Origin of the sequence: Streptomyces griseus subsp. griseus, assembly GCF_003610995.1 — a bacterium.
GTDB lineage: Bacteria > Actinomycetota > Actinomycetes > Streptomycetales > Streptomycetaceae > Streptomyces.
The window spans coordinates 3,926,820-3,949,961 of the sequence record NZ_CP032543.1; the positions used below are offsets into that span (position 1 = coordinate 3,926,820).

General features: G+C 71.1%; 22 protein-coding genes, 1 tRNA gene and 4 pseudogenes. 6 read left to right on the plus strand and 21 right to left on the minus strand.

Annotated features, from left to right (window positions below):
- The first annotated feature begins 64 nt into the window (after positions 1 to 64).
- Together D6270_RS17505 and D6270_RS17510 are read left to right on the plus strand one after the other, a co-directional pair.
- Positions 65 to 1,663, plus strand: a complete 1,599-nt coding sequence (locus D6270_RS17505; RefSeq protein WP_109164570.1) for an MFS transporter — start codon at positions 65 to 67, stop codon at positions 1,661 to 1,663.
- A gap of 147 nt (positions 1,664 to 1,810) precedes the next feature.
- Positions 1,811 to 2,596, plus strand: coding sequence for a TetR/AcrR family transcriptional regulator (locus D6270_RS17510; protein ID WP_109164569.1), 786 nt, complete (start codon positions 1,811 to 1,813; stop codon positions 2,594 to 2,596).
- On the opposite strand, the gene D6270_RS17515 is transcribed toward D6270_RS17510, so the two are convergent.
- The 5 genes and pseudogenes from D6270_RS17515 to D6270_RS17535 all read right to left on the minus strand — a co-directional run bounded on the left by D6270_RS17515 (position 2,590) and on the right by D6270_RS17535 (position 8,362).
- Positions 2,590 to 3,579 (minus strand): NAD(P)-dependent oxidoreductase, encoded by a 990-nt coding sequence (locus D6270_RS17515; protein WP_109164568.1) that lies wholly within the window; start codon positions 3,577 to 3,579, stop codon positions 2,590 to 2,592. The genes D6270_RS17510 and D6270_RS17515 overlap by 7 nt on opposite strands.
- A 62-nt stretch (positions 3,580 to 3,641) precedes the next feature.
- Positions 3,642 to 4,112: a PPOX class F420-dependent oxidoreductase gene (locus tag D6270_RS17520; protein WP_109167392.1), complete on the minus strand. Its 471-nt coding sequence runs from the start codon at positions 4,110 to 4,112 to the stop codon at positions 3,642 to 3,644.
- A 61-nt stretch (positions 4,113 to 4,173) separates the two neighbouring features.
- A complete protein-coding gene (locus D6270_RS17525; RefSeq protein ID WP_109164567.1) occupies positions 4,174 to 4,989 on the minus strand; it encodes a YceI family protein in 816 nt (271 codons plus the stop codon).
- Positions 4,990 to 5,237: 248 nt separating this feature from the next.
- Positions 5,238 to 7,819 (minus strand): annotated as a pseudogene (locus D6270_RS17530) (MFS transporter).
- Between the two features lie 31 nt (positions 7,820 to 7,850).
- Positions 7,851 to 8,362, minus strand: a pseudogene (locus tag D6270_RS17535) (MarR family winged helix-turn-helix transcriptional regulator).
- Between the two features lie 222 nt (positions 8,363 to 8,584).
- On the opposite strand from D6270_RS17535, the pseudogene D6270_RS33190 reads away from it, so the two are divergent.
- Positions 8,585 to 8,798: pseudogene (locus D6270_RS33190) on the plus strand (hypothetical protein).
- Between the two features lie 150 nt (positions 8,799 to 8,948).
- On the opposite strand, the gene D6270_RS17540 reads toward D6270_RS33190, so the two are convergent.
- From D6270_RS17540 to D6270_RS17580, 10 genes are all read right to left on the minus strand, one after another.
- On the minus strand, positions 8,949 to 9,866 hold the full coding sequence (locus D6270_RS17540) for a hypothetical protein (RefSeq protein ID WP_225976889.1): 918 nt from the start codon (positions 9,864 to 9,866) through the stop codon (positions 8,949 to 8,951).
- A 94-nt stretch (positions 9,867 to 9,960) separates the two neighbouring features.
- Positions 9,961 to 10,827 (minus strand): RNA polymerase sigma factor SigF, encoded by an 867-nt coding sequence (locus D6270_RS17545; protein WP_031122636.1) that lies wholly within the window; start codon positions 10,825 to 10,827, stop codon positions 9,961 to 9,963.
- Between the two features lie 234 nt (positions 10,828 to 11,061).
- Positions 11,062 to 11,931: an RNA polymerase sigma factor SigF gene (locus D6270_RS17550; protein ID WP_109164562.1), complete on the minus strand. Its 870-nt coding sequence runs from the start codon at positions 11,929 to 11,931 to the stop codon at positions 11,062 to 11,064.
- Between the two features lie 210 nt (positions 11,932 to 12,141).
- Positions 12,142 to 12,435, minus strand: a complete 294-nt coding sequence (locus D6270_RS17555) for a Dabb family protein (protein ID WP_030562785.1) — start codon at positions 12,433 to 12,435, stop codon at positions 12,142 to 12,144.
- Positions 12,436 to 12,454: 19 nt separating this feature from the next.
- Positions 12,455 to 12,619: a hypothetical protein gene (locus D6270_RS33195; RefSeq protein WP_204117102.1), complete on the minus strand. Its 165-nt coding sequence runs from the start codon at positions 12,617 to 12,619 to the stop codon at positions 12,455 to 12,457.
- 957 nt (positions 12,620 to 13,576) lie between these two features.
- On the minus strand, positions 13,577 to 14,038 hold the full coding sequence (locus D6270_RS32555) for a hypothetical protein (RefSeq protein WP_158650531.1): 462 nt from the start codon (positions 14,036 to 14,038) through the stop codon (positions 13,577 to 13,579).
- A 449-nt stretch (positions 14,039 to 14,487) separates the two neighbouring features.
- Positions 14,488 to 14,575, minus strand: a tRNA-Ser gene (locus D6270_RS17565).
- Between the two features lie 67 nt (positions 14,576 to 14,642).
- Positions 14,643 to 15,071 carry a tRNA adenosine(34) deaminase TadA gene (gene tadA / locus D6270_RS17570; RefSeq protein WP_109164560.1) on the minus strand — a complete coding sequence of 143 codons (429 nt, stop codon included), beginning with the start codon at positions 15,069 to 15,071 and terminating at the stop codon, positions 14,643 to 14,645.
- A gap of 379 nt (positions 15,072 to 15,450) precedes the next feature.
- The gene (locus D6270_RS17575) at positions 15,451 to 16,044 is read right to left on the minus strand and encodes a tRNA adenosine deaminase-associated protein (protein ID WP_109164559.1); all 594 of its coding nucleotides are present in this window, start codon (positions 16,042 to 16,044) and stop codon (positions 15,451 to 15,453) included.
- 232 nt (positions 16,045 to 16,276) lie between these two features.
- Positions 16,277 to 16,549 (minus strand): hypothetical protein, encoded by a 273-nt coding sequence (locus D6270_RS17580; RefSeq protein ID WP_204117101.1) that lies wholly within the window; start codon positions 16,547 to 16,549, stop codon positions 16,277 to 16,279.
- Between the two features lie 107 nt (positions 16,550 to 16,656).
- Between D6270_RS17580 and upp the strand changes: the two genes are divergently transcribed.
- Positions 16,657 to 17,292 (plus strand): uracil phosphoribosyltransferase, encoded by a 636-nt coding sequence (gene upp / locus D6270_RS17585; RefSeq protein WP_018513622.1) that lies wholly within the window; start codon positions 16,657 to 16,659, stop codon positions 17,290 to 17,292.
- A gap of 209 nt (positions 17,293 to 17,501) precedes the next feature.
- Here upp and D6270_RS17595 read toward each other — a convergent pair whose 3' ends face one another.
- Positions 17,502 to 18,128: a LytR C-terminal domain-containing protein gene (locus D6270_RS17595; RefSeq protein ID WP_109164557.1), complete on the minus strand. Its 627-nt coding sequence runs from the start codon at positions 18,126 to 18,128 to the stop codon at positions 17,502 to 17,504.
- A 184-nt stretch (positions 18,129 to 18,312) separates the two neighbouring features.
- Complete coding sequence (locus D6270_RS17600) at positions 18,313 to 18,609, minus strand: type II toxin-antitoxin system VapB family antitoxin (protein WP_003967677.1); 297 nt, start codon at positions 18,607 to 18,609, stop codon at positions 18,313 to 18,315.
- Positions 18,610 to 18,783: 174 nt separating this feature from the next.
- Here D6270_RS17600 and D6270_RS17605 point away from each other — a divergent pair, with 174 nt between their 5' ends.
- Both D6270_RS17605 and D6270_RS17610 read left to right on the plus strand, forming a co-directional pair.
- Positions 18,784 to 19,104, plus strand: coding sequence for a hypothetical protein (locus D6270_RS17605; RefSeq protein ID WP_109164556.1), 321 nt, complete (start codon positions 18,784 to 18,786; stop codon positions 19,102 to 19,104).
- Between the two features lie 261 nt (positions 19,105 to 19,365).
- A complete protein-coding gene (locus tag D6270_RS17610; RefSeq protein ID WP_109164555.1) occupies positions 19,366 to 19,539 on the plus strand; it encodes a CsbD family protein in 174 nt (57 codons plus the stop codon).
- Positions 19,540 to 19,650: 111 nt separating this feature from the next.
- Here the strand turns inward: D6270_RS17610 and D6270_RS17615 are convergent, their stop codons facing one another.
- From D6270_RS17615 to D6270_RS17630, 4 genes and pseudogenes are all read right to left on the minus strand, one after another.
- Entirely contained in the window at positions 19,651 to 21,189 is a 1,539-nt protein-coding gene (locus D6270_RS17615) for a M28 family metallopeptidase (protein WP_109164554.1), read from the minus strand.
- A 186-nt stretch (positions 21,190 to 21,375) separates the two neighbouring features.
- Positions 21,376 to 22,044, minus strand: coding sequence for an HhH-GPD-type base excision DNA repair protein (locus D6270_RS17620; RefSeq protein ID WP_109164553.1), 669 nt, complete (start codon positions 22,042 to 22,044; stop codon positions 21,376 to 21,378).
- On the minus strand, positions 22,041 to 22,550 hold the full coding sequence (locus tag D6270_RS17625; RefSeq protein ID WP_391041076.1) for a DUF6596 domain-containing protein: 510 nt from the start codon (positions 22,548 to 22,550) through the stop codon (positions 22,041 to 22,043). The genes D6270_RS17620 and D6270_RS17625 overlap by 4 nt, the downstream gene beginning before the upstream one ends.
- A 163-nt stretch (positions 22,551 to 22,713) precedes the next feature.
- Positions 22,714 to 23,129 (minus strand): annotated as a pseudogene (locus D6270_RS17630) (YciI family protein).
- Between the last annotated feature and the right edge of the window lie 13 nt (positions 23,130 to 23,142).

Here is a 23,142-nt window from a genome sequence, read left to right on the forward strand (position 1 = left end):
AGTCGAAGCGCCGAACCATGAAGGCGTCAAGGCATCGGCCGCCGGAGACCAGAAGAGAGCCCGCATGACGGCGCCCGCCGCTCCGCGACCCGACCTCGCCCCCCAGGCGCACCCGCAGCGCTGGCTGATCCTCGGCGTCATCTGCCTCGCCCAGCTCACCGTGCTCCTGGACAACACCGTCCTCAACGTCGCGATCCCCTCCCTCACCACCGAGCTGAAGGCCTCCACCGCCGACGTGCAGTGGATGATCAACGCCTACTCGCTCGTCCAGTCCGGCCTGCTGCTCACCGCGGGCAGCTCCGCCGACCGGTATGGGCGGAAGAAGATGCTGGTCGTGGGGCTCGCCCTGTTCGGCATCGGCTCGCTGGCGGCCGGGCTCGCCCAGTCCTCCGGCCAGCTCATCGCGGCCCGGGCCGGGATGGGGATCGGCGGCGCGCTGCTGATCACCACCACCCTCGCCGTCGTCGTCCAGATCTTCGACGACTCCGAGCGGGTCCGGGCGATCGGCCTCTGGGCGACCGTCAACTCCCTCGGGTTCGCCGCGGGGCCGCTCGTCGGCGGGGTCGTGCTCAACCACTTCTGGTGGGGCGCGATCTTCCTCATCAACATCCCGGTCGCGCTGATCGGGCTGGTCGCCGTCGTCCGGCTGGTACCGGAGTTCAAGAACCCGAGCGGGGAGCGGCCCGACCTGCTCGGCGCGCTGCTCTCGACCATCGGGATGACGGCGGTCGTGTTCGCGATCATCTCCGGGCCCGAACACGGCTGGGTGTCGGGCCGGGTGGTGACGACGGCGCTCATCGGGGTCGTGGTCCTCGCCGGGTTCGTCCTGTGGGAGCTGCACATCCCGTATCCGATGCTGGACATGCACTTCTTCCGGAACCAGAAGTTCATCGGCGCGGTGGCGGGCGCGATCCTGGTTGCCTTCGGCATGGGCGGCTCCCTCTTTCTGCTCACGCAGCACCTTCAGTTCGTGCTCGGGTACGGGCCGTTGGAGGCGGGTCTGCGTACGGCGCCGATGGCGCTCACCGTGGTCGCCCTCAATCTGACGGGCCTGGGCGCCCGGCTCGTCCGGAGGATGGGGACGCCCGCCACGATCGCGGCGGGGATGAGCGCGCTGGCGGCCGGTCTCGCGGCCGTCGCGGTGCTGGGGCGCGACGGGTACACCGGGATGCTGCTCGGCCTGGTCGTGATGGGCGCGGGCATCTCGCTCGCGATGCCCGCGATGGCCAACGCCATCATGAGCGCCATCCCGCCGGCGAAGGCCGGGGTGGGCGCCGGGGTCAACGGCACGCTCGCGGAGTTCGGCAACGGGCTCGGGGTGGCGGTGCTCGGCGCGGTCCTGAACATCCGGTTCGCCGCCCTCGTACCGGCCGCCGTGGGCGCCGCGTCCCTGCCGGCCGCACTGGCCGCCGCCGACGGCCCGGGTGAGCGCGCGGCGATCAAGGACGCCTTCGCGTCCGGCCTGGAGGCCAGCCAGCTGGTCGGCGCGGTCGCGGTGCTGGCGGGCGGCCTGCTCGCGGCGCTGCTGCTGCGCCGGGCGGAACGGACGGAGGCAGCGGCGGCGGAACGTACAGAGGCTGCGGCGGACGGTGGGGAGTCGGCGGGCGAGCGTACGGAGACGGAGGAGGAGGCGGCGGCCGGGAAGCCGGGGACGGCGGCATAGCATCGGAGGGGGCGCGTACCGGACCGTAGGCGTCCGGTACGTCGACCTTTCCGTGGCGCGGGGTAGGACACGGCGGCGCGGGGCAGTACAGGGCAGGGCAGGACCGCACAGGCGATGGCGGTCCCCCCAAGACGAGGAGAGTGCGCCATGGTGTCCGCGTCCGACCGTGCGGCGAGCCCCGCGCGGACCAGCGTGTGGCTCGACCAGCGGCCCCCTTCACGCACCCGCAGGACCGATTCCCCGGCGGGCCTCGACCGGAACAGGATCACCGAGGCGTCGGTGCGGCTGCTGGACGCCGAGGGACTCGCCAAGTTCTCCATGCGCCGGCTCGCCGCCGAACTGGACGTCACCGCGATGTCCCTCTACTGGTACGTCGACACCAAGGACGACCTCCTGGAGCTGGCGCTGGACTCGGTCTACGCGGAGATCACCCCGCCGCGCGAGGACGCCGACTGGCGGGACCGGTTGCGCGAACTCGCCCGCAACTACCGCGAACTGATCGTCCGCCACATCTGGATCTCCCCGCTCGCCGGGACCTTCCTCAACATCGGCCCGAACTCGATGCTGTTCTCGTACGCCGTCCAGGACGTCATCCGGGCAACCGGCCTGCCCCTGGGACGGCAGACGGGCGCGCTCTCGGCGGTCTTCCAGTTCGTGTACGGATTCGGCACCGTGGAGGGCCACTTCAAGGCGCGGTGCGACGCGACGGGGCTCACCCAGGACGAGTACCACCGGCACGTGATGGGCACGATCCGGGCCCAGCCGCATCTGCGGGCGATCGTCGAGTCCTCCGACGACCTGATGGCGGCAAGGGGCGGCGACACGGTCGAGGAGATGCGCGAGCGGGACTTCGTCTTCGCGCTGGACCTGCTGATCGCGGGTATCGAGGCGATGCGCGCGGGAGCGGACTCCCCGACGGCCGCCGCTCAGTAACCGCGCTCCACGTCCACCGCCAGCTCCGGCCGGCGGCCCTCCTGTACGGCCTCCCAGCAGGCGGCGAAGTCCTGGGCCACGTCCTCGTCGGCGGTGATCCCCGCGGAGTGCGAGGTGATCACCGTACGGGGCAGCCGCCAGACCGGGTCGCCGGGCGCGGCCGGCTCCTCCGCCAGCACGTCCAGCACCGCGCGCCGCACCCCGCCGCCCCGCAGTGCTCCCTCCAGCGCCCCCAGGTCCACCGTCGCGCCCCGCCCCACGTTGACGAACGTCGCGCCCCGCACCGCCGCGAACCGCCGCGCCCCGAAGAACCCCTCCGTCGCCCCGGTCGACGGCAGCGCGGCCACCACCCACCGCGCCCCCGCCAGCTCCTCCGCGTCCTTCTCCGCCCCGATCACCCGGTCGAAGCCCGGCGGGGGCGGCCCGGTCCGCACGGTGCGTCCCACGCCCACCGTCCGCACGCCACAGGCGCGCAGCAGCCCGGCGACGGCCCCGCCGATGCGCCCGGTGCCGTAGACGAGGGCGGTCTGCCCGGCGACCAGCTCGGAGGGCAGGCGGCGCCACTCGGCCCGGGCGTGCTGGGCGGCGTGCTCGGGGACGGCCTGGCACTCGGCGAGCACCCAGCCCAGGACGTACTGCGCGATCCGCTCGCCCATCCGCCCGACGGTCCGGGTCAGCAGCGCGTTGGCGGGCCAGGGACCGGCGGCGAGCAGCGGGTCCGTACCGGCGTTGACACTGTGGAACCAGAGCAGCCGGTCGGTCGCCCGCAGGGCCTCGGGGAGCGCGGCCCCGACGCAGAGGAGAGGACCACGGCCATCGGCCACCGCGCCGCCCCAGGGCTCGGCGCCCCGCCCGCTGATCCGCTCCAACTCCCGTACGAGAGAGGCACTCAGCTCAGGCGCGACGACCAGCCGCGCCCCCACGAGAAGCTCCGCCCCGGGCACCACCCCAGGAGCCCCAGGCACCGCAGGCAACCTGGACATCTCAGGCACCCCACCAGCCCCAGGCACCTCATCGGCCCCAGCCACCGGCCCCGCGCCTGTCGTCACCGGCCCGGCGCCAGATGGGCCGGGAAGCCGCCGGTGGCGACCGGGCCCCAGCGCTCCGGGGTGACCCGGATGATCGACTTGCCCTGCTTCACCATCGCGGCCCGGTACTCGTCCCAGTCCGGGTGCTCACCGGAGATGTTCCGGAAGTATTCGACGAGCGGCTCCACGGACTCCGGGGCGTCGAGGACCTCCGCCACGCCGTCGACCTGCACCCACGGCCCGTCCCACTCGTCGGAGAGGACGATCACGCTGACCCGCTCGTCGCGCTTGGCGTTGCGGGTCTTGGCGCGCTCCGGGTACGTCGACATGACGATCCGGCCCGCGTCGTCGACCCCGCAGGTCAGCGGGGAGCCCTGGGGGCGGCCGTCGGCCCGGGCGGTCAGCAGGATCGCCCGGTGCCGGGGCCGTACGAACGCCAGCAACTCATCGAGGTCGACGGCGGTGTTGGTCGCGATGTTGGGAGCCATGACGACCACCCTACGACCGGTGGTTCCTCCGCCCACGTCAGCGAACCACCCCCCGGGACCGCTACCCGGGCAGGGCGTCGCCCTGGACCGCCTGGATGTCCAGCTCCACCCGCAGAGTGGTCCCGATGGCGGAGATGCCCGTCTGGATGACCTGGTTGTAGTTCATCGCGAAGTCGTCGCGGCGCAATTGGGCCGTGGCGTTGAAGGCGGCGCGCACCCCGCCCCACGGGTCGGGTCCGGTGCCGAGGTAGGTCAGGTCCAGGTCGACCGGGCGGGAGACGCCGTGCATGGTCAGCTCGCCGTGGACGGTCCAGCGGTCGGGACCGGCCGGGGTGAGGCCGGTGGAGCGGTAGGTGATCTCCGGGTAGCGGTCCACGTCCAGGAAGTCGGGCGAGCGCAGGTGCTTGTCCCGCATGCCGTTGCCGGTGTCGATGCTGGCCGCGGCGATCACCGCGTCGACCCGGGAGCGGGAGATGTCCTCACCGATCATGATCCGGCCGCCGAAGTCGGTGAACCGGCCGCGCACGCTGGAGATCCCCAGGTGCTGGGCGACCGCGCCGACCGAGGAGTGCACCGGGTCCAGCGACCAGGCGCCCGGTGGCGGAAGCTCCACCCCGCCCTGGCGGGCCAGCACGATCTGTCCGCCCTCGATGCGGCCGCTCGCCGTGACGAGGGCGGTGGAGGCGGCGGGGGCGTACCCGACCGCCGTGACGATCACCGTGTACGCGCCGGCCGGCAGGGAACCGTCCGTGCGGACCGCCCCTTCCTCGTCGGCCGCGGCCCGCAGCACCTGGGTGCCGGTCATGTCGGTGACCGTCACGACGGCGTGCTGGACCGCCCAGCCGTCCCGCGTCCGTACCTGTGCGCGAAGTCCCATCCGTATCTCTCTCCTAGCTCCATGGCCCGGGGCCATATGAGTCGGGCCCCGGGGCGGGCACGGCAGGCCGTCCCCTGCCTGCCGTACCCACCGCCGGGGCCCATTTCCACCCGGTCGCGACAGCCTCTCCGCAAGAAGTGCCGTCCGACCAGGGGTCTTCGCGATCCCTTCACGTACTCACTTGCTCGCGCGTGTCCCCATAGGTGCACTCGCGCACGTACTGAAGGGATCAATGCGTGGCGGACCGATCACTCACCCGGGTGGGCGAGTTCGATGTCGTGTCCGTCGACTCCCGTACCGCTCACCGTCACGGCACCCGCCACCGGCGGGTAGCCGGTCGCGATGACCGTGTACTCGCCCGCGTCCAGATCGGTGAAGGCGTACGCGCCGTCCTCGCCGGTCGTCGCGGTGGCCACCACGTTGCCGGCCGCGTCGATCAGCGTGACCCGGGCGTCGGCCAGCGGCCCCCGGGCGGACCCGGCCCGCACGGTGCCCTGGACCAGCGCACCGGCCCGCAGCGCGGCCTCGACGCGGGTGACGCCCTGGCCGCCGATCTCCACCGGCAGTGCCAGCGGGCGGAACCCGGCCGCGTTGACCGCGACGGTCACGGAGCCCGGGATCAGCTCGCCGAACGCGAACTCACCGGCCGGGCCGGACGCGCCGGTCGCCAGTACGTCGCCGCGTACGTCGGTCACGATGACCATCGCGCCGTCCACCGGCGTACCGGACTCGGCGGCCCTGACGGTGCCGGCCAGTCCGCTCGTACCGGAGAGCAGGATGTCGAAGGCCAGCGGCTCCTCGCCGACGACCACCGTGGACGCCTGCGGCTGGAAGCCGTCGGCGGAGGCGATCAGGACGTAGCTTCCGGAGCCCGGCGCGTCCAGGGTGTAGCCGCCGTCGGCGCGGGCGACGGAACGCCCCAGCTGACGGCCGCCCAGCGAGATCAGGGTGACGGCCGCACGGGCGACCGGAGCCCCTTCTGCGCCGCGCACGACACCCTGTACGGGCGTGCCCTGGAAGGACTCCGGGGAGCCGGCGGTGTCGTAGGCGTCCTGTGCCGTGTCGACCGAGGTGACCCCGGCCGCCCCCTCGGAGACGAGCCCGGCGGCACCGACGGCGGCGGGCACCTCGGCTGCGACCGAGGCGGTCTCCACCGGCGCGGTCCCCACCGAGGCGGTCCCCGTCTGTGGGCTGTCGTTCTGCGAGCCGTCGCTCTGGGGGCTGTCGTTGCCGGCGCTGGTCTTCAGAGCGACCTCCTTGATGAAGAGCGTCACGATGAAGGCGACCAGCGCGCACGGGGCGGCGTACAGGAAGACGTCGCCGACGCCGTGCCCGTACGCGGCCTCCATGACCAGACGGAAGGGCTCGGGCAGCTTGTCCAGGTCGGGGATGCCCCGCCGCCCGTACCGCCGTGGCCGAACTTGGCGCCCTCGGGACCGAGCGCGGTGAGGCCGTCCTTCACGTAGTGGGTGACGCGGTTGCCCAGGACGGCACCGAGCGCCGAGACGCCGATCGCGCCACCGAGGGACCGGAAGAAGGTGACGACGGAGCTCGCTGAACCGAGGTCCTCGGGAGCCACCTGGTTCTGCGTCGCGAGGACCAGGTTCTGCATCATCATGCCGATGCCGAGGCCCATGACGAACATGAAGACCGCGACGTGCCAGTACGGGGTGTCGTACCGGATCGTGCCCAGCAGCCCCAGCCCGGCCGTGACCAGGAAGCCGCCGCTGACCAGCCACGCCTTCCAGCGGCCCGTCTTGGTGATGACCTGGCCGGAGATGGTCGAGGAGAGGAAGAGGCCCGCGATCATCGGGATGGTCATGACGCCGGACATCGTCGGCGACTTGCCGCGCGCCAGCTGGAAGTACTGGCTGAAGAAGACCGTGCCCGCGAACATCGCGATACCGACGAACAGCGAGGCGATCGACGCCAGCGTGATGGTGCGGTTGCGGAAGAGGCGCAGCGGAATGATCGGTTCCTTGGCCCGCGACTCGATCAGGACGAAGACCAGGCCGAGCAGGACCGAGCCCGCGACCATCACGTACGTCTGCCACGACAGCCAGTCGTACTTGTCACCGGCGAAGGTGACCCAGACCAGCAGCAGCGAGACGGCGGCGCTGATGAAGAACGCGCCGGACCAGTCGACCTTGACGCCCTCACGCTTGACCACCGGGAGCTTCAGGGTCTTCTGGAGCACGATGAGGGCGACGATCGCGAACGGCACACCCACGTAGAAGCACCAGCGCCAGCCCATCCAGCTGGTGTCGGTGATGACACCGCCGAGCAGCGGGCCGCCGACGGTGGCGACGGCGAAGACGGCGCCCAGGTAGCCGCTGTAGCGGCCGCGCTCGCGCGGGGCGATCATCGCGGCCATCACGATCTGCGCGAGAGCGGAGAGACCGCCGACGCCGATGCCCTGGACGACGCGGCAGGCGATGAGCATGCCGCTGCTGGTCGACAGACCAGCGACGACCGATCCCAGGACGTAGATGACCAGGGCTATCTGGACCAGCAGCTTCTTGCTGAACAGGTCGGAGAGCTTGCCCCAGAGCGGGGTGGTGGCGGTCATGGCCAGCAGCGAGGCCGTGACGACCCAGGTGTAGGCGCTCTGCCCGCCACCGAGGTCGGAGATGATCTCGGGGAGGGCGTTGGAGACGACCGTCGACGACAGGATCGCGACGAACATGCCGAGCAGCAGCCCGGTCAGCGCCTCCATGATCTGCCGGTGTGTCATCGGCGTGCCGTCGGAGGCGCCGGAGCCGCTGTGGCCTCCATGACCTCCGTGCTTGGCGTGGCCGCCCCGCACACCGGTCGGTGTGGTCGTAGCCATTGAGTTCCTTATCCGTGCGTATTTGCTTCTGTTACACAGGTGTACGGGTGTGCGTGTCGTTGCCTAGCCCGTTCCGGCACTCGCCGGAGTGACTTCCGGGGGCGCAGCCACCGGGTCCGCGACAGGCGAAGCTGTCGCGGAGCCGGGACAGCAGCGCGTTGAGCCGGCCGACGTCCTCGTCGGACCAGTCGGCGAGATTGCGGGCGAACATCTCGGTGGTCCGCCGCGTCAGCTCGTCGAGTTGCGCGTGGCCGCCGGGGGTCAGCCGCAGGATGCGGGACCGCTTGTCCGCCGGGTCGGGGGACCGTTCGATCCAGCCGTGCTCGGCCACATGGGCCACGTGGCGACTGGTCACCGAGAGGTCCACGGCCATCAGCTCGGCGAGCCTGCTGATCCGCATCTCGCCGTGCCGGTCCAGGAGTGTCAGCACGGCGGCGGAGCCACCGGGACACTCGGGGGCAGTGCGCGGGCGAGTCCCCGCTTGACGGCGCCGACGGCGCTGAGCTGCCGGGCCAGTTCCTCGTACCGACTCCGTGCGGCCACCGGAACCCCAACGCACTGATGCCTATGTTGTTGCTTAGGGCAACCATAGAAGCCGTTGGTTGCTACAGGCAAACGAAAACGGGCTTGCAGAAGTAAAGGAACGCAAAAGCCTCCGTAGGGTCCCGGTCAAGCCCGGTTTCCGCGCACTCCGCCGCTGGTCGGGCGGGGTGCGGGGCGGCCCGGGGTTGGGCGGAAGGCCCGAGTTCGCTAGGGTCCTGCCCCATGGCACACAACCCCACGCCCCTCAGCCGGGCCCGAGGGCACCCCTGATCCGGCGGGCAGCACGCAGATGTTCCGCGCCTTCGTCGACGATGGCGAGCCGCAGCGCCGGGCGCAGCCGGCCGCGACCTCGTCCGGGCCGAGAGTCGGGGTGATCGCGGCGGTCGTCGCGGTCGTCGTCGTCCTCGGCGCGGTGGCGTGGCTGGCACTGGGCTGACGCACCGACCACTGAACGACGTACCACGGCCTCCCCGTCGTACGACGGCCTGAACGCCCGTGGGGCGGACGGCGGAACCGCACCTGCGCGCCCGCCGCTCGCCCCACGGGCGTTCGGCGTCCGTACGGGCGGGCGCACTCCGTCGAGGGCTCACTCCCACACGGCGGAGACGTCCTGGGTCTCGACGCGCATCCCCAGGGGCACGCGCCAGGACTCGACACACACGGTGTACGTCTCCGAGCGCGTCGCACCGCCCGCGATGGGCGTCGGCAGCGACTGGCTGGACCGGATGGTGGCCCAGTCGACGCCCAGGGCCCCGATGATGTGCGTGGCGAAGGCGATGGTCCCCGAACGGGCGGGGGAGCCGCCGGTGTTGCGGAACTCCACGGTCACCTTCTCGCACCACCGCTTGTCCGCCGGTGCACGCTGCGGAGCGCTGAGCTGGAGGGCGGCGGGGGTCGGGGGCGGTGCGGGTTCAGTGGGTGGGGGAGGGCTGGTCGTACCGCCTCCGCCGCCGGGCTTGGGGCTGCCCGGGGTCGAGGGCGTGGACCCACTGCCGGGCTTCGACGGCTTGGAGGACTCGGCGGGCCGGGTGGCCGCCGGGGCGCCGCCGGGCGTGATGCCTGTCCCGGACGCGCCGGGCGCCTCCGTGCGCGCCCTGCTCCCGCTTCCGGCGCCCGTCGGCCCGGAACCTTCGGGCCGCGCCGCAGGGCGCCCCGTGAGCCCATCAGCGGTGTCAGGGGCGTGGGCCGACGACGGGGGGCTTCCGGGGCCCGGGCCGTCACCTGCGGCCCCACCGCCCCCGTCGTCCTCCGTACCGCCACCGCCGTCCAGCGGGACCAGGGTCACCTTCCCCGAGGGCCCGGTGCTCCCGGACCGCGCGGGCCCGCTGCCGGCCGCGCCCACCGCCACGTAACCGTCGTTGCCCGGGCCGCCCCCGCACCCGGTCAGGAGGCCACCGCCCAGACACAGCGCGGCCGCCGAGGCGACGATCGCGGTGCCCCGGCGGCGGCCGTACGGCCCGGATGAGCGACGGGCCTGAGCTGTCTGACGCATCTGACGTCGCATCGCGCCAGTGTCACTGACGACCCGTCAAATCAGAACCCCCGTGGGTGGACCACACGTCCCGCGACTGACGGCTCAGTCGGATCTGAGCCGGATCTCAGTCGGAGATGAGCCCTTCCCTGAGCTGGGCGAGGGTGCGGGTGAGCAGCCGGGAGACGTGCATCTGGGAGATGCCGACCTCCTCGCCGATCTGCGACTGGGTCATGTTGGCGAAGAACCGCAGCATGATGATCTGGCGCTCGCGCGGGGCGAGCTTGGCCAGCAGCGGCTTCAGCGACTCGCGGTACTCCACGCCCTCCAGCGCCGTGTCCTCGTAGCCGAGGCGGTCGGCGAGGGAGCCCTCGCCGCCGTCGTCCTCGGGCGAGGGGGAGTCCAGCGAGGAGGCGGTGTACGCGTTGCCGACGGCGAGGCCGTCGACCACGTCCTCCTCGGAGACCCCCAGCGCCTTGGCGAGCTCCGGCACGGTCGGGGAGCGGTCCAGCTTCTGCGCGAGCTCGTCGCTGGTCTTCGTCAGCGCCAGCCGCAGCTCCTGGAGGCGCCGGGGCACCCGTACGGACCAGGAGGTGTCGCGGAAGAAGCGTTTGATCTCCCCGACGACGGTCGGCATCGCGAACGTGGGGAACTCCACGCCGCGTTCGCAGTCGAACCGGTCGATCGCCTTGATCAGGCCGATCGTGCCGACCTGGACGATGTCCTCCATCGGTTCGTTACGGCTCCGGAACCGCGCCGCGGCGTAACGCACCAGCGGGAGGTTGAGCTCGATGAGTGTGTCCCGCACATAGGTCCGCTCCGGACTGTCCGTTCCCTCGGGCCCCGAAGCGGGGCCGAGCGCGGCGAGCCGCAGGAACAGGGAGCGGGACAGAGTGCGGGTGTCGATGGCTTCCGGCGAGCTGGTGAGCACGGCGGGTGCCGGCACGCTCTTCGTGAGCGTGAGCACCTTCGAGCTGCCCTGTTCTGCGGACATGCCACCCCCTTGAGGTCGCGGACGGTCGCGGTGGCCGCGACCATCGGAGGAACGCAGCCTCCACCTGAATACCGGAGGCGGGGCTGCGGCAAACGCGCTTCGAGCAGAATGTCACATGTCGGCAACACGCTGTAGTGACATGTCGACAAGTCAGCGACGAATCCGCCCTGGAAACAGGGGGTGTAGGGCTTTTATGCCGTCAGAACTGCTCCCTGAAGGGTCTACCCGTTCCGGTTACGCCTCGATCCTGTTTGCGGACCTCAGTCGGGCGAAACTTCTGGCCAGAAGCCTTGACACATGCATCTGGGAGACGCCCAGTTCGGCGCTGATCTGAGACTGGGTCAAGTTGCTGTAGTAGCGCAGGAGGAGGATGCGCTGCTCGCGCTCGGGGAGCTGGACGAGGAGGTGGCGTACGAGGTCGCGGTGTTCGACGCCGGCCAGCGCGGGGTCCTCGTAACCGAGCCGGTCGAGGAGGCCGGGCAGCCCGTCGCCCTCCTGGGCCGCCTCCAGGGAGGTGGCGTGGTACGAGCGCCCCGCCTCGATGCAGGCGAGCACCTCGTCCTCGGAGATCTTCAGCCGCTCGGCGATCTCGGCGGTGGTGGGGGAGCGCCCGTGAGCCGTCGTCAGGTCCTCGGTGGCGCCGGTGACCTGGACCCAGAGCTCGTGCAGCCGGCGGGGGACGTGGACGGTGCGGACGTTGTCGCGGAAGTAGCGCTTGATCTCGCCGACGACGGTGGGCATCGCGAAGGTGGGGAACTGGACGCCGCGTTCCGGGTCGAAGCGGTCGATCGCGTTGATCAGGCCGATGGTGCCGACCTGGACGACGTCCTCCATCGGTTCGTTACGGCTCCGGAAGCGGGCGGCGGCGTACCGGACGAGGGGCAGGTTCGCCTCGATGAGGGCGGCCCGGACGCGGCCGTGTTCCGGGGTGCCGGGCGCCAGGTTCTTGAGCTGCCCGAAGAGGACCTGGGTGAGGGCTCTGGTGTCCGCCCCGCGGGTTCTGGCGGGCGGGGTGGTGGGGTCAGGGGTCTCGGTCTGGATCTCGTCGGCCGGGGGCGGCTGGACGGACTGGGGAGGCACTTGAGGCGCTGTACTGGCCGGCACGGTGACGCCACCCCTTCGCGGTCAACTTCGGTCAACTCATCCGTCAAAAGCGGTCATAGCATCACAAGACATGTCCACTGTGTGCAAGCACCGCAAAGTGCCGTGTTGAGGTCATAAATGTTTAAAAGAAACAGAGAAACCCCTCGCTTGAACGGCAAGGGGTCGCCCGTGACGGGTCCTGCATCCGCGAGCGGAAGGGATCGGAGCGGATCAGAAGGGATAGTCCGCGATCACCCAAGTGGCGAATTCACGCCACTGGCCCGCGGCGGCCTGGTGGGCCGGGTGCTCGATGTAGCGCTTGAGGGCGGCCTCGTCGGCGACGGCGGAGTTGATGGCGTAGTCGTACGCGATCGGCCGGTCGGTGATGTTCCAGGCGCACTCCCAGAACTCCAGCTCCGGGACCTGCCCCTCCAGCTCCCGGAAGGCGCGGTCCCCGGCGACGACCCGCGGATCGTCCCTCTCGACGCCCTCGTTGAGCTTGAAAAGTACAAGGTGGCGGATCATCGATACCCCTACTGCTTCGCTACTTCACCAGTTCGGTCATGAAGTCGCCGACGCTCTGAGCAGCGCTGGAGACGCCTTCGAACCCCACCCCCACGAGCTCGGCGGACCGTTTGGGTGAGGTGATGATCGAGTAGAGCACGAAGACCACCACTATGTAGAGCGCGATCTTCCTCGCTTGCGCCACTGCCCTTGCCTCCCCGTAGACCCCGCTGGACCTCGCGTGCGATCGGCAGATTGTATCCGCACGTATGGCCGTATCCAGGGGCTGCTCTCGATCACTGATGCGCCCTTTAGGACCTAGGCCCTGCCCATCGAGGCCTTTTGCCCGCCGTTACGGCTTCTGCGCCCCGGCAGGATGGACCCCGGGCCCTCCGGCCCTGGCAGGAAACCGGAGGGCCCGGAACAGGCCTCACCATGGGTTCACCGCCGCGCGACTTCCCCCCTGACCGCGGCGGCCGACCGGAAGGCCCTGTTCCCACCGGGGGAAGCGGCCTGTCCCCCCGACGCCGCTTCCCCCGACCTGATCTCGGCATCATCCTCAGCGGGGACCCGGTGGAGTTCGCCGCCGTGTGCCAGGCGCGGGACGCGCTCCGGCGCCACGCGACCCGTGCTGCGGGTCCGGAAGCGGAGCCCACCCCCTCAGCCAGGAGCCTTCCGGCTGAGGGACGTGCTTCCTCATGCGCGTTCTACTGCACAACCTTGCCTCCCAGGAGCCCGACCATGGCACCGAAGCCGAGGTTGGCGAGAGTCGAGCAGGTGCTCATCGGCGTCACCCCGTGCGGCGGCTTCGGCGCCCTCAGAAGGTGTTGGGCGCCGCAATACCGGTGGAGCGCGATGAAGGGGCCGGCCCACTTGGGCCGGCCCCTTCAGCTGTGAGCGATAGCGGTGGGATGTGAACCCACGGTGACGGATTACGCCACACTCGCTCTCGAGTCCCGTCCCCGAAGGTCAGGCTGCGGTCCGTATCCGTTCAGCGCGGCTCATCCCCGTCCGTGCGCCCGTAGGGCGAACCACAATGAGTGGCTGTGGACGAGCGTGCACGAGACGGAAACTGAGACGGCCGGACGGCTCAGCCGAACCGGGAGCGAAGGCGACAGCAGCGTAACCATGCTCCGCTTCCCCACGGACCGGCCCGTGGTCGCTAGCAGAAGCTCGAGATACCGTTCTTCACTGCTGTGTAGACGAGGTCGTAGCCTGCGACGTTCAACGTTCCCTTGGCATCGGTCGTGCTCTTGCACGCGGGTATGCGCACCGTTGGCGCGAAGCAGCCCGCGGTCGCGCCGGCCGCGAAGTTCGAGGTGGCGCACCACACGTCTCCTCCGCGCTGCGATTCGAACACGACCCTGCCGCTGATGGTCTTCGCGCTCGACGTGGGGTTCTGCGCGACCAGGACACCCTGCGCATCGTTGTTGCGGTTGAGGACGATGCACGTCTTCAAGTTGAGTCCCGAGGTGGGGTGATACAGGTAATTGGTGCAGTGCCAATTCGCGTTGGTATTTACTGTCTTCCAATTGACGGTATCGCTCGCCTGCGCGGGCTGAGCGACGACAAGCACCGCACATGCTGCGAGCGCTGCCGTAGCGAGTCTCTTCTTGCGCGCCATGGTGTTTCCCCTCCCTTTTCGGCCCGTCAAGCGGGGCCGGATCCGGTCGCAGACTAGCAACTCCGCAGGTCACGAGCAGCCCTAATATCGAGTCGGCAGGTTGGACCACGACATCGACGCGTACCGGAGGGAGGATCGCCTCACCGGCCGTCGGCTCAACGCCTCCGCCGGCTGAGCGCCGAGGCCCGGCCTCACCCGATGCCCAGCCAATGCAAGAAGCCGGTCACGTCGGCGACAGCCCACACCAGCACGAACCCAGCAGCGACGAACATGCTGTCGCGCCCGAAGCGGCTCACCCCGATCTGCGTGCAACACCCACGAGACCCCCACCCGCGTTCCGATCCGACCCCGAGTCAGCGGGCCCGGTGCCTTCGGCAGGGTCCGGCCGCCCAGCTCCTACAGCGACGACGAAGGGCCCGGCTCATCGAGCCGGGCCCTTCGTTCACCAGCGGTAGCGGTGGGATTTGAACCCACGGTGACGGGTTACGCCACACTCGCTTTCGAGGCGAGCTCCTTCGGCCGCTCGGACACGCTACCGAGAGAGAGCTTAGACCATCCCGGGGCGTGCACAGAAATCGGTTCTCGGGGGCGGGGTCGGACGCCGTCAGAGCGTGCGGAAGAACGCCGTCAGCCGGGTCGCGCAGTCGGCCTCCAGCACGCCCGTGATGACCTCGGGGCGGTGGTTCAGGCGGCGGTCGCGGATGACGTCCCAGAGGGAGCCGGCCGCGCCCGCCTTCTCGTCGCGGGCGCCGTAGACGACCCGGGCCACCCGGGACTGCACCAAGGCGCCCGCGCACATCGTGCAGGGCTCCAGGGTGACCACCAGCGTGCAGCCGGTCAGGCGCCACTCGCCGACCGCCTCGGCCGCCCGGCGCAGGGCCAGGATCTCGGCGTGGGCGGTCGGGTCGCCGGTGGCCTCGCGTTCGTTGTGGGCGGCGGCCAGTTCGGTGCCGTCGGGGCCGAGGACGACGGCGCCGACCGGTACGTCACCGGCCGACGCCGCCCGCTCGGCCTCGGCCAGGGCGCGGCGCATCGGGGCCTGCCACGGATCGCGTACGGGGTCGGGCTCAGGTGCGCGTACGGGATCCGGGGCGGGCCGGGAGGAGGGAGGGGAAGGGTTCGGCGGGCTTGCGGTCACCCGCGGACCCTAACGGACGGGTAGGGAGGGGACGGGACGGATACGGCCGGGGTGGGGGCCGGAGGATGCGTGGCCCGGTCCCGGAAGCCAGGAAGGGCTCCCTCGATCAGGCCTGACCCCCGGCCTCCGGGAGCCCGGGAGGGGTGCCTTCCGTTCAGGCCTGACCCCCGGCCCCTGGAAGCCGGGAGGGTGCCCTCCGATCAGGGCGGACCCCCCGGCCCATGGGGAGGCCGGATGCCCGGAAGGGTGTCCGGCGGCGGACGCCGGACACCCCCTAGCGGACCGCCTCCAGGACCTCGGCCGCTCCCAGCGCGTCGGCGATCTCCGTCAGCGCGTCGGTTCGCAGCGTCAGCAGGTCCTTCTCGGAGACTCCGAAGTCGGCGAGGATGCCCAGCTCGCCGATCGGGCCCGCCGGGATCGCGTCGGAATCGAAATCGGGGTCGGGGGCCGGGCCGGAGCCCGTGTCGTCGGTCAGGGGGGTGGCGGTGGCGGGGCGGGACGACGGGGCCGGTTCGCCGTCCTCCTCCTCCGTGCCGTCGAGGTCGACGAGCTCTTCCAGCGCGGCGATCTCGTCCTCGGCCCCTGGTTCGCGGCCGAGCAGTTCGTCGGTGAGCAGGATCTCCCCGTACGAGGAGCGGGCGGCGGCGGACGCGTCCGAGACGTAGATACGGGGGTCCTCCTCACCGTCCACCCGGAGGATGCCGAACCAGGCGTCCTCCTGCTCGATGTAGACCAGGACCGTGTCCTCGTCCACCGAGGCCTCCTGGGCCAGATCCGTCAGGTCGGACAGGGTCTCCACATCGTCGAGCTCTGTATCGCTCGCTTCCCACCCGTCTTCGGTGCGCGCGAGCAGTGCGGCGAAGTACACCGTGACTCTCCCACTGGTCATAGGTGAATCGGTCCGACGGGAGGGCAGACGGGCAAATCCGTCTGCTCTGAGCCCCGCCCAATCGGCATCGTGGCAGAAACAAGCGCCGAGCGAGACCTCTTCGGCCGTTGCGTCGGCCATCAGTTCCAGGAGTGCCTGGTCGGCCCTCCCTCTGACGCGACCGGCGGGGGACCCGATCAGCGGGGGAGTGCGCCGGTGGTACGGGACGGCTTCACCAGCGGAACGTGCGCATCCGCATCTGTTGGCGCATGCGGGCCGCACGGGCCCGGCGCGGCTGTACCCGGTCCCGTAGCTGCTTGGCCTCATGGAGCTCACGGAGGAACTGGGCGCGCCGCCGGCGACGGGCCGCGTCACTCTCCTCCGCGTCGGTCCCCTCACCCGTCGTGCCCTGCGGATCGCGCGCGTCGCGCGCGCCGACCGCCGTGTCGCGCACATCGCTCACTCCGCGTGAACCCGGGTTCCGCGACTGTTCCCTGTCCGCCATCGACACGACACACCACCCCAATGCTGGGTCCGTATGCCCCCACCTTCCCCCCGAACAGGTGGTTGATGCCAGCGCAGAGTGCCGGAGGGCGCGGTTACTGTTGACGCATGCGGATCCACGTCGTCGACCACCCGCTGGTGGCGCACAAACTGACCACGCTGCGCGACAAGCGCACCGACTCACCGACCTTCCGGCGTCTCGCCGACGAGCTGGTCACCCTTCTCGCCTACGAGGCCACCCGGGATGTGCGTACCGAGCAGGTCGACATCGAGACCCCGGTGACCCCCACGACGGGCGTCAAGCTCTCGCACCCCCGGCCCCTCGTCGTCCCGATCCTGCGCGCCGGTCTCGGCATGCTGGACGGCATGGTGCGGCTGCTGCCCACCGCCGAAGTGGGCTTCCTCGGCATGATCCGCAACGAGGAGACGCTCCAGGCGGAGACGTACGCGACCCGGATGCCCGAGGACCTCTCCGGTCGTCAGGTCTACGTCCTCGACCCGATGCTGGCCACCGGCGGCACGCTCGTCGCGGCCATCCGCGAGCTGATCAAGCGCGGCGCCGACGACGTCACCGCGGTCGTTCTCCTCGCGGCGCCCGAGGGCGTCGAGGTGATGGAGCGCGAGCTGGCGGGCACCCCCGTCACCGTCGTCACCGCCTCCGTCGACGAGCGGCTCAACGAGCACGGCTACATCGTGCCGGGCCTCGGCGACGCCGGGGACCGGATGTACGGGACGGCGGAGTAGCCTCCCGGGCGACCGGACGACCGGACGCCTGGTCGCCGACAGGCCGGGCGGCCCGACCGCCGGCCAGGCGCGCACGTCAGATCGCCGAGCAGGCCGGCCCGGTCGGTCCGACCGCCGCAGAACAGGACGGTGCCCCTCCCGCGTCAGCGTCAGTACGTCGCGGGAGGGGCACCGGTGCGTCCGGAGCGCGTCGGTCCGGGCCGGGTCGCTCAGCCGCTCTTCGTCGTCGGAGTCGCCGCGCAGGAGCCGGACGGAGCCGGGGACGGCTTCGTGAGGGCCGTCATGGCGGCGGTCGCCTCGGCCGGGGTGCTGAACGCCTTGAACTTCGCGCCGAGGATCAGGTCGACCTCCGCCGTCTTGCGGTTGTCGGTCTTCCGCACCGTGCCCGGCAGCTGCGTGCCCAGCACGGTGAAGCTGCCGTCCGCCGCGGTCGGGGCGCCGAGCAGCAATCCGGGGCCGGGGACCTTCTTGTCGTACGCCTCCGGGGCGTTTCCCACCTCGCCGATGGTGAACCCACGCTTCTTCAGCTCGTCGGCCGCGGACTTGGCGAGACCGCTGCGGGTCGTCGCGTTGTAGACGTTGACCTTGATCCCGGCCGGCTTCGGCAGCGCCTTGGCGGGGGCCACGGGCTTCGGCGTGGGGCAGTCGCGCTGGTGGCCGGCGGCGCTGGCGCTCTGGTCGCCGCCGGTGAAGACGTCGATGAGCTGCAGCGTTCCCCAGCCGGCCAGGCCGAGGGCCACCACGGCCGAGACGCCCGCGAGGACGATCCTGCGGCGGTTCCGGGGGCGGCGCATACGGGGGTAGGTGTCGCCCGTGATGCGGTACTTTCCGCCCATGCCGGGGGGAGTGAGCATGCTCATGGGGGCAGCGTAGTGCGACCCGGTGATGCCGCGTACTAAATGATCAACGTATGGCACCCGGATGAGCGCGAAAGCACCCGAAAGGCCCGAATTGGCGTACGACCGCTGGAGCGGCCGTTATGAGGGTGATACGCACGGGTGCGCGAGGGACGCGGCGGTGTCAGCCCAGGTCGAGCACGCGGGCGTGCAGCACCTGGCGCTGCTGGAGCGCGGCGCGGACCGCCCGGTGCAGCCCGTCCTCCAGGTACAGATCGCCCTGCCACTTCACGACATGGGCGAAGAGGTCCCCGTAGAACGTGGAGTCCTCGGCGAGGAGGGTCTCCAGGTCAAGCTGGCCCTTGGTGGTCACGAGCTGGTCCAGGCGAACCGGACGCGGCGCGACATCCGCCCACTGTCGGGTGCTTTCCCGGCCGTGGTCGGGGTATGGCTTCCCATTTCCGATGCGCTTGAAGATCACACGGAAAGCCTACCGGGCAAGGGGCGCCGGGCGCAGCCAGGGAACCCTACGTACCCAGAGGTTCGTCCCCCAAGGTTCGTGCCCGAAGCTTCCTTCCCCCGGGCCTGTGAACCCTTTCCGTCGCTCACGCGTCTGACCTGGTATCGGACGGCCGTCGACCACCCGGGAGGGCGCGTGGCAAGCAAGGACCCGACAGCGGACACGGCGAGCGAGAAGGCCCGCGAGAAGTGGATGGCGCGGTTCCAGGTGCGGCTGGCCATGCAGCCGGGCGTGGACCGGGCCGTGGTGCTCCAGGCGGTCAAGGAAGTGACGACGCACTGCGCGGACCGGGGGGAGAGCCCGCAGACCGTTTACGGAGACCCGGACGCCCATGCCGTACGGACCGCCGAGCGGCTGGTGCCGCCGGACGTCGCGGCGCGGGCGAAGCGGCGCAGCGCCGCTGTGGACTCGCTCGGCTCCGCGCTGAAGAGAGCGCGGGACATCACCGGTCTGTGAGTCCCGCGCCGGGGGGCGCGCCGCCTGGGTCCCCCGCGCCGGGGGACGCGTCGCCCGCCCCCCCGGCAGGGAGACGTGTCCACCGAGTCCCCCCGCGTCGGGACGCGCCGACCGGGCTGTCGTTCGTCGCGTCGGTGTGGCGCTCCGGCCTGTCGGTCCGTCGCTCTCCGATGCAGGAGCGGGCTTCCGCGCGTTTGAACGGGGCGGAGCGGGTCAGTCGGTGGGGGAGAGACATTGTCGAGAGGTCAGGGTGTGAGTGACATGGCTGCTGATGAGGAGACCAAGGCCAAGACCGAGCAGGCCAAGGGCAAGGTCAAGGAAGCTGCCGGACGGGCCGTGGGCAATGAGCGCCTGACGGCCGAGGGCCGGGCGGACCAGGTCAAGGGCGACGCCCGACAGGCCAAGGAGAAGGTCAAGGACGCCCTCACCGACTGAGGTCCCGTTCCCGGCGTACGACGGCCCCGCAGGAGATCCCTCCCGCGGGGCCGCGCTGTGTCGCCCTCATCGGGCCGATGACCTGGGCCCCATGACGTAACGAACGTGGTCCTACTCGGTGACCTCGTGGCCGTGGCCGTCGTGCAGGCCGCCGCCGCTGCCCGGCGTGCCGGTGCTGGGAGCCGGGGTGACCGGACGGGTCAGCGAGCGCAGGTCGTGGGCGTACGTGCCGACCGCGTTGGCGATCACGTCGATGTTGACGTCGAAGTGCCGCATGTCGATGTTGCTGAGGTTGTCGCAGGCCGCGTGGTAGCACGCGTCGTAGGCGACGCCCGCCTCTCCGCCGTAAACACGGGCCTGAGCCGCTGTCTTGATGCCCTCGGCGCCCGTGAACGTACCGCCGGAGGGGATGCCCACCTCGATGAACGGCCCGTAGTCCGAGCGGCCGGTGAAGTCCGTGCCCTCGTGCTTCTTGCCCTTGCTGTCGAGGAACGTGTTGATGTCCCGCTCCAGCTGGGCGGAGCCCTCCGGGCCGGGGCCCGCGCCGACGCCGTCGGAGTCGTCGCCGTCATAGACGAACTGGACGCCGTTGGGCGAGGCGATCATGTCGAAGTTCAGGTAGAGCTTGAGCTGGAGGCGCTGCTTCTCGGAGAGCCCGGCGACGTACGCCTCCGAGCCGAGCAGGCCGTTCTCCTCCGCCGACCACCAGGCGAACCGGACCTTGTTGGCGGGCTTGCTCTTCGACTGGGCCAGTTTCAGGGCGACATCGAGGAGGCCGGCGGAGCCGGAGCCGTTGTCGTTGATGCCGGGGCCCTCGATGACGGAGTCGAGGTGGGCGCCGAGCATCACGGTGTTCGCGGCCCTGCCGCTGCGCGTCTCCGCGATGACGTTGCGGGTGGTGCGCTCCTCCTGGAGCTGGCGGACCTCGAAGGAGACCGTGACCTCGCCGGCGGCCAGGTCGGCGACGAGCTTCTCGCCCTCCTCCTGGGTGACGCCGCCGGTCGGGATGCGGCCCGCCGCGGCGTCGCCGAGCGTGCCGGAGAGCAGGCCCTCGGTGTTGTTGTAGATGACCGCTCCGGCCGCTCCGGCGCCCGCTGCCGCCGCCTGCTTCTCGGCGAAGGCGCAGCCGCCCCGCTTGATCAGCGCGATCTTGCCGGTGAAGTCGGCGGAGGCGTAGTCGGATGGCTCGCAGCCGGTGGTGTCGTCGACGGGGACGTTGACGAGCCCGGCCGTCAGACCGCCCACCCTGGTCGACGGGGTGTACGTCATCGCCTTGATCGACACCTCGCGGGGCGCCGGCGACACCACGGCGAGCTTTTCGGCCAGCGTCTGCGTGTAGGGGAAGCGGAAGGTCTCGTAGGAGACCTGGTACCCGGCGCGCTGCAGCTGCCGGTAGACGTACGCCGCCGAGGCATCGTGGCCGAGCGATCCCGCCGCGCGGTGACCGCCGGCCGAGTCGGCTATCGCCTGGAACTGCTGGAGGTGGCGGTAGGCGTCACGCGCGGATGCCTTCTTCACCAGCTCCTGGGACAGCTTGACCGCCTCCTTCGAGGGGCCGTTCGAATGGCCTGGCCCGTGCCCATGCCCGTGGTTCGGGGCTGCGCCCAGGAGGAGCGGTGTGGCCAGAGCGGTGGCGGCCACAACTGCCATGGCTCTGCGACGTGTTGCGTGCACAGGTGTCCTTCCGGTCGAGACATGACGGACGTACGGACGAACGTGCTGCGAAAGCTGTTGCGAAAGCTAGCGAGTGGGGTGGCCCCTGGGAACAGCTCTGGGTGGTTTTGATCGTTTCCGCCGGGTGTTCTGTCCGACTGCGTGCTGGACTGTGCATTCCGGTCACCCTTGGGACGAGCCCTTGGCCGATTTCGCCGCCTTGGACGTCTGCTTCTTCGCCTTCGCCGTCTTGGCCGCCGCCTTGGCCGCCGCCTTGGCCTCCTGCTTGTACGCGCGTACCTCCGTCAGCGACTCCGGCCCGGTGATGTCGGCCACCGACCGCCGCGACCCGTCCTCCCCGTACGCCCCCGCCGCCGCCCGCCACCCCGGCGGACGCACGCCGAACTGCTTGCCGAGGAGCGCCAGGAAGATCTGGGCCTTCTGGGTCCCGAACCCCGGCAGGTCTTTGAGCCGCCGCAGCAGCTCCTCCCCGGTGCCCGCGTCCCGCCACACCGCGCTCGCCTCCCCCTCGTACTCCGCCACCAGGTACTGGCACAGCTGCTGGACCCGCTGGGCCATGGAGCCCGGGTAGCGGTGGAGGGCCGGTTTGGTGGTGAAGAGGGAGGCGAAGGCCTCGGGGTCGTACGCGGCGATCTCCGCCGCGTCGAGGTCGTCCGAGCCCATCCGCTCCGCCAGCGTGTACGGGCCTGTGAACGCCCACTCCATCGGGACCTGTTGGTCCAGCAGCATGCCGACGAGGGCGGCGAGGGGGCTGCGGGCGAGGAGCTCGTCCGCCGCCGGCTGCTGGGCGATCCGCAGGGTGATGTCCTTGCCGCTCTCACTCTTGGTCATACGTCCGATGATCGCGAGGGCGGGCGCCGACGGCGACTCCAGTCGCGCCGATGGCCCCGCGGGCTTCGGCTGAAGGGGGTACGCGCGCGTGCTCGTGACGTCCCCGTACGTCGTCGGGGGCGGGTTGCGCTACGGAACCAGCCGGTCCGCCCGCATGCGCAGGTAGCGGGCCCCGGGCTCACTGAGGGTGCCGTCGGCGGCCGCGCGATAGGCGGCCCGGGGGTGCGGTGCACGAGGAGCTCGTACAGGGCGAGGACCTGCGGCCAGTCGGTGTCCTCGGCCCGCTCGGCCTCGTCGTGCAGGGCGGCGATGGCGGCCTGGAGCTGGTAGTCCCCGGCGGGCCCCTGGGCGAGCGCCTCCTCGGCCAGGGCGGTGCCTTCGGCGATGGCCGTACGGTCCCAGAGGGCCCGGTCCTGCTCGTCGAGGGGGATCAGCTCGCCGTCGGGCCCGGTGCGCGCCAAAGTGCGCGCCTCGGTGAGGACCATGAGCGCCAGGCGTGCGGTCACGCGCCCCTCGTGCGGAAGGAGCGACGGCGTCCTCGGCCGGGTCGAAGTGCCCGTAGCGGCGGACGAGCGCGCCGAGGACCTGCGGCGCGTGGCGGCGCAGCAGGTCCTCGATGTGGTCGTCGTCCGTACGGTCCGCCTTCAGCGGTCGCTCCCAGGGGGTGTCTCAGTCGATCCCGCCACCGATGGCCCGGATGAGCACCGGGTGCTCGGGCGCCCCGGCCGGCTGCGGACAGCGTGCCACGCGGGCGGCGATCTCGGTCACCCGCTCCAGGCTCTCGCATTCGAGCACCCAGAACCCGGCGAGCAGCTCCTTCGTCTCGCTGTACGGCCCGTCCGACACCACCGGCCGCCCCTCGGCGTCGACGCTCACGGCCCGCCCCTGCGCTGGCTCCGTGAGCCCGTACGCGCTCACCAGCTCACCAGCTCGCCCGACTCGGCGAGGTCGTCGTTGATGCTGCCCATGTGGGCGAACATCTCCCGCATGGCCTTCTCGTCCCAGGCCGGGCTGTCCGCCGTCACCTTGCCGGCCTGTGCGTCGTAGTCCGCCTGGCTGCCCTGGACCATCACCAGGTACTTCATGACCGTCGCCTCC

What these genes read in the sequence shown, in the direction of transcription:
- D6270_RS17555 (WP_030562785.1), bottom strand. Translation starts at nt 12,435, where the DNA reads ATGATCCGCCACCTTGTACTTTTCAAGCTCAACGAGGGCGTCGAGAGG.
- D6270_RS17515 (WP_109164568.1), bottom strand. Translation starts at nt 3,579, where the DNA reads ATGTCCAGGTTGCCTGCGGTGCCTGGGGCTCCTGGGGTGGTGCCCGGG.
- D6270_RS17610 (WP_109164555.1), top strand. Translation starts at nt 19,366, where the DNA reads ATGGCTGCTGATGAGGAGACCAAGGCCAAGACCGAGCAGGCCAAGGGC.
- D6270_RS17520 (WP_109167392.1), bottom strand. Translation starts at nt 4,112, where the DNA reads ATGGCTCCCAACATCGCGACCAACACCGCCGTCGACCTCGATGAGTTG.
- D6270_RS17545 (WP_031122636.1), bottom strand. Translation starts at nt 10,827, where the DNA reads ATGTCCGCAGAACAGGGCAGCTCGAAGGTGCTCACGCTCACGAAGAGC.
- D6270_RS17505 (WP_109164570.1), top strand. Translation starts at nt 65, where the DNA reads ATGACGGCGCCCGCCGCTCCGCGACCCGACCTCGCCCCCCAGGCGCAC.
- D6270_RS17580 (WP_204117101.1), bottom strand. Translation starts at nt 16,549, where the DNA reads ATGGCGGACAGGGAACAGTCGCGGAACCCGGGTTCACGCGGAGTGAGC.
- tadA (WP_109164560.1), bottom strand. Translation starts at nt 15,071, where the DNA reads ATGCGCCGCGCCCTGGCCGAGGCCGAGCGGGCGGCGTCGGCCGGTGAC.
- D6270_RS17595 (WP_109164557.1), bottom strand. Translation starts at nt 18,128, where the DNA reads ATGGGCGGAAAGTACCGCATCACGGGCGACACCTACCCCCGTATGCGC.
- D6270_RS17510 (WP_109164569.1), top strand. Translation starts at nt 1,811, where the DNA reads ATGGTGTCCGCGTCCGACCGTGCGGCGAGCCCCGCGCGGACCAGCGTG.
- D6270_RS17540 (WP_225976889.1), bottom strand. Translation starts at nt 9,866, where the DNA reads ATGCGACGTCAGATGCGTCAGACAGCTCAGGCCCGTCGCTCATCCGGG.
- D6270_RS17525 (WP_109164567.1), bottom strand. Translation starts at nt 4,989, where the DNA reads ATGGGACTTCGCGCACAGGTACGGACGCGGGACGGCTGGGCGGTCCAG.
- D6270_RS17615 (WP_109164554.1), bottom strand. Translation starts at nt 21,189, where the DNA reads ATGGCAGTTGTGGCCGCCACCGCTCTGGCCACACCGCTCCTCCTGGGC.
- upp (WP_018513622.1), top strand. Translation starts at nt 16,657, where the DNA reads ATGCGGATCCACGTCGTCGACCACCCGCTGGTGGCGCACAAACTGACC.
- D6270_RS17620 (WP_109164553.1), bottom strand. Translation starts at nt 22,044, where the DNA reads ATGACCAAGAGTGAGAGCGGCAAGGACATCACCCTGCGGATCGCCCAG.
- D6270_RS32555 (WP_158650531.1), bottom strand. Translation starts at nt 14,038, where the DNA reads ATGGCGCGCAAGAAGAGACTCGCTACGGCAGCGCTCGCAGCATGTGCG.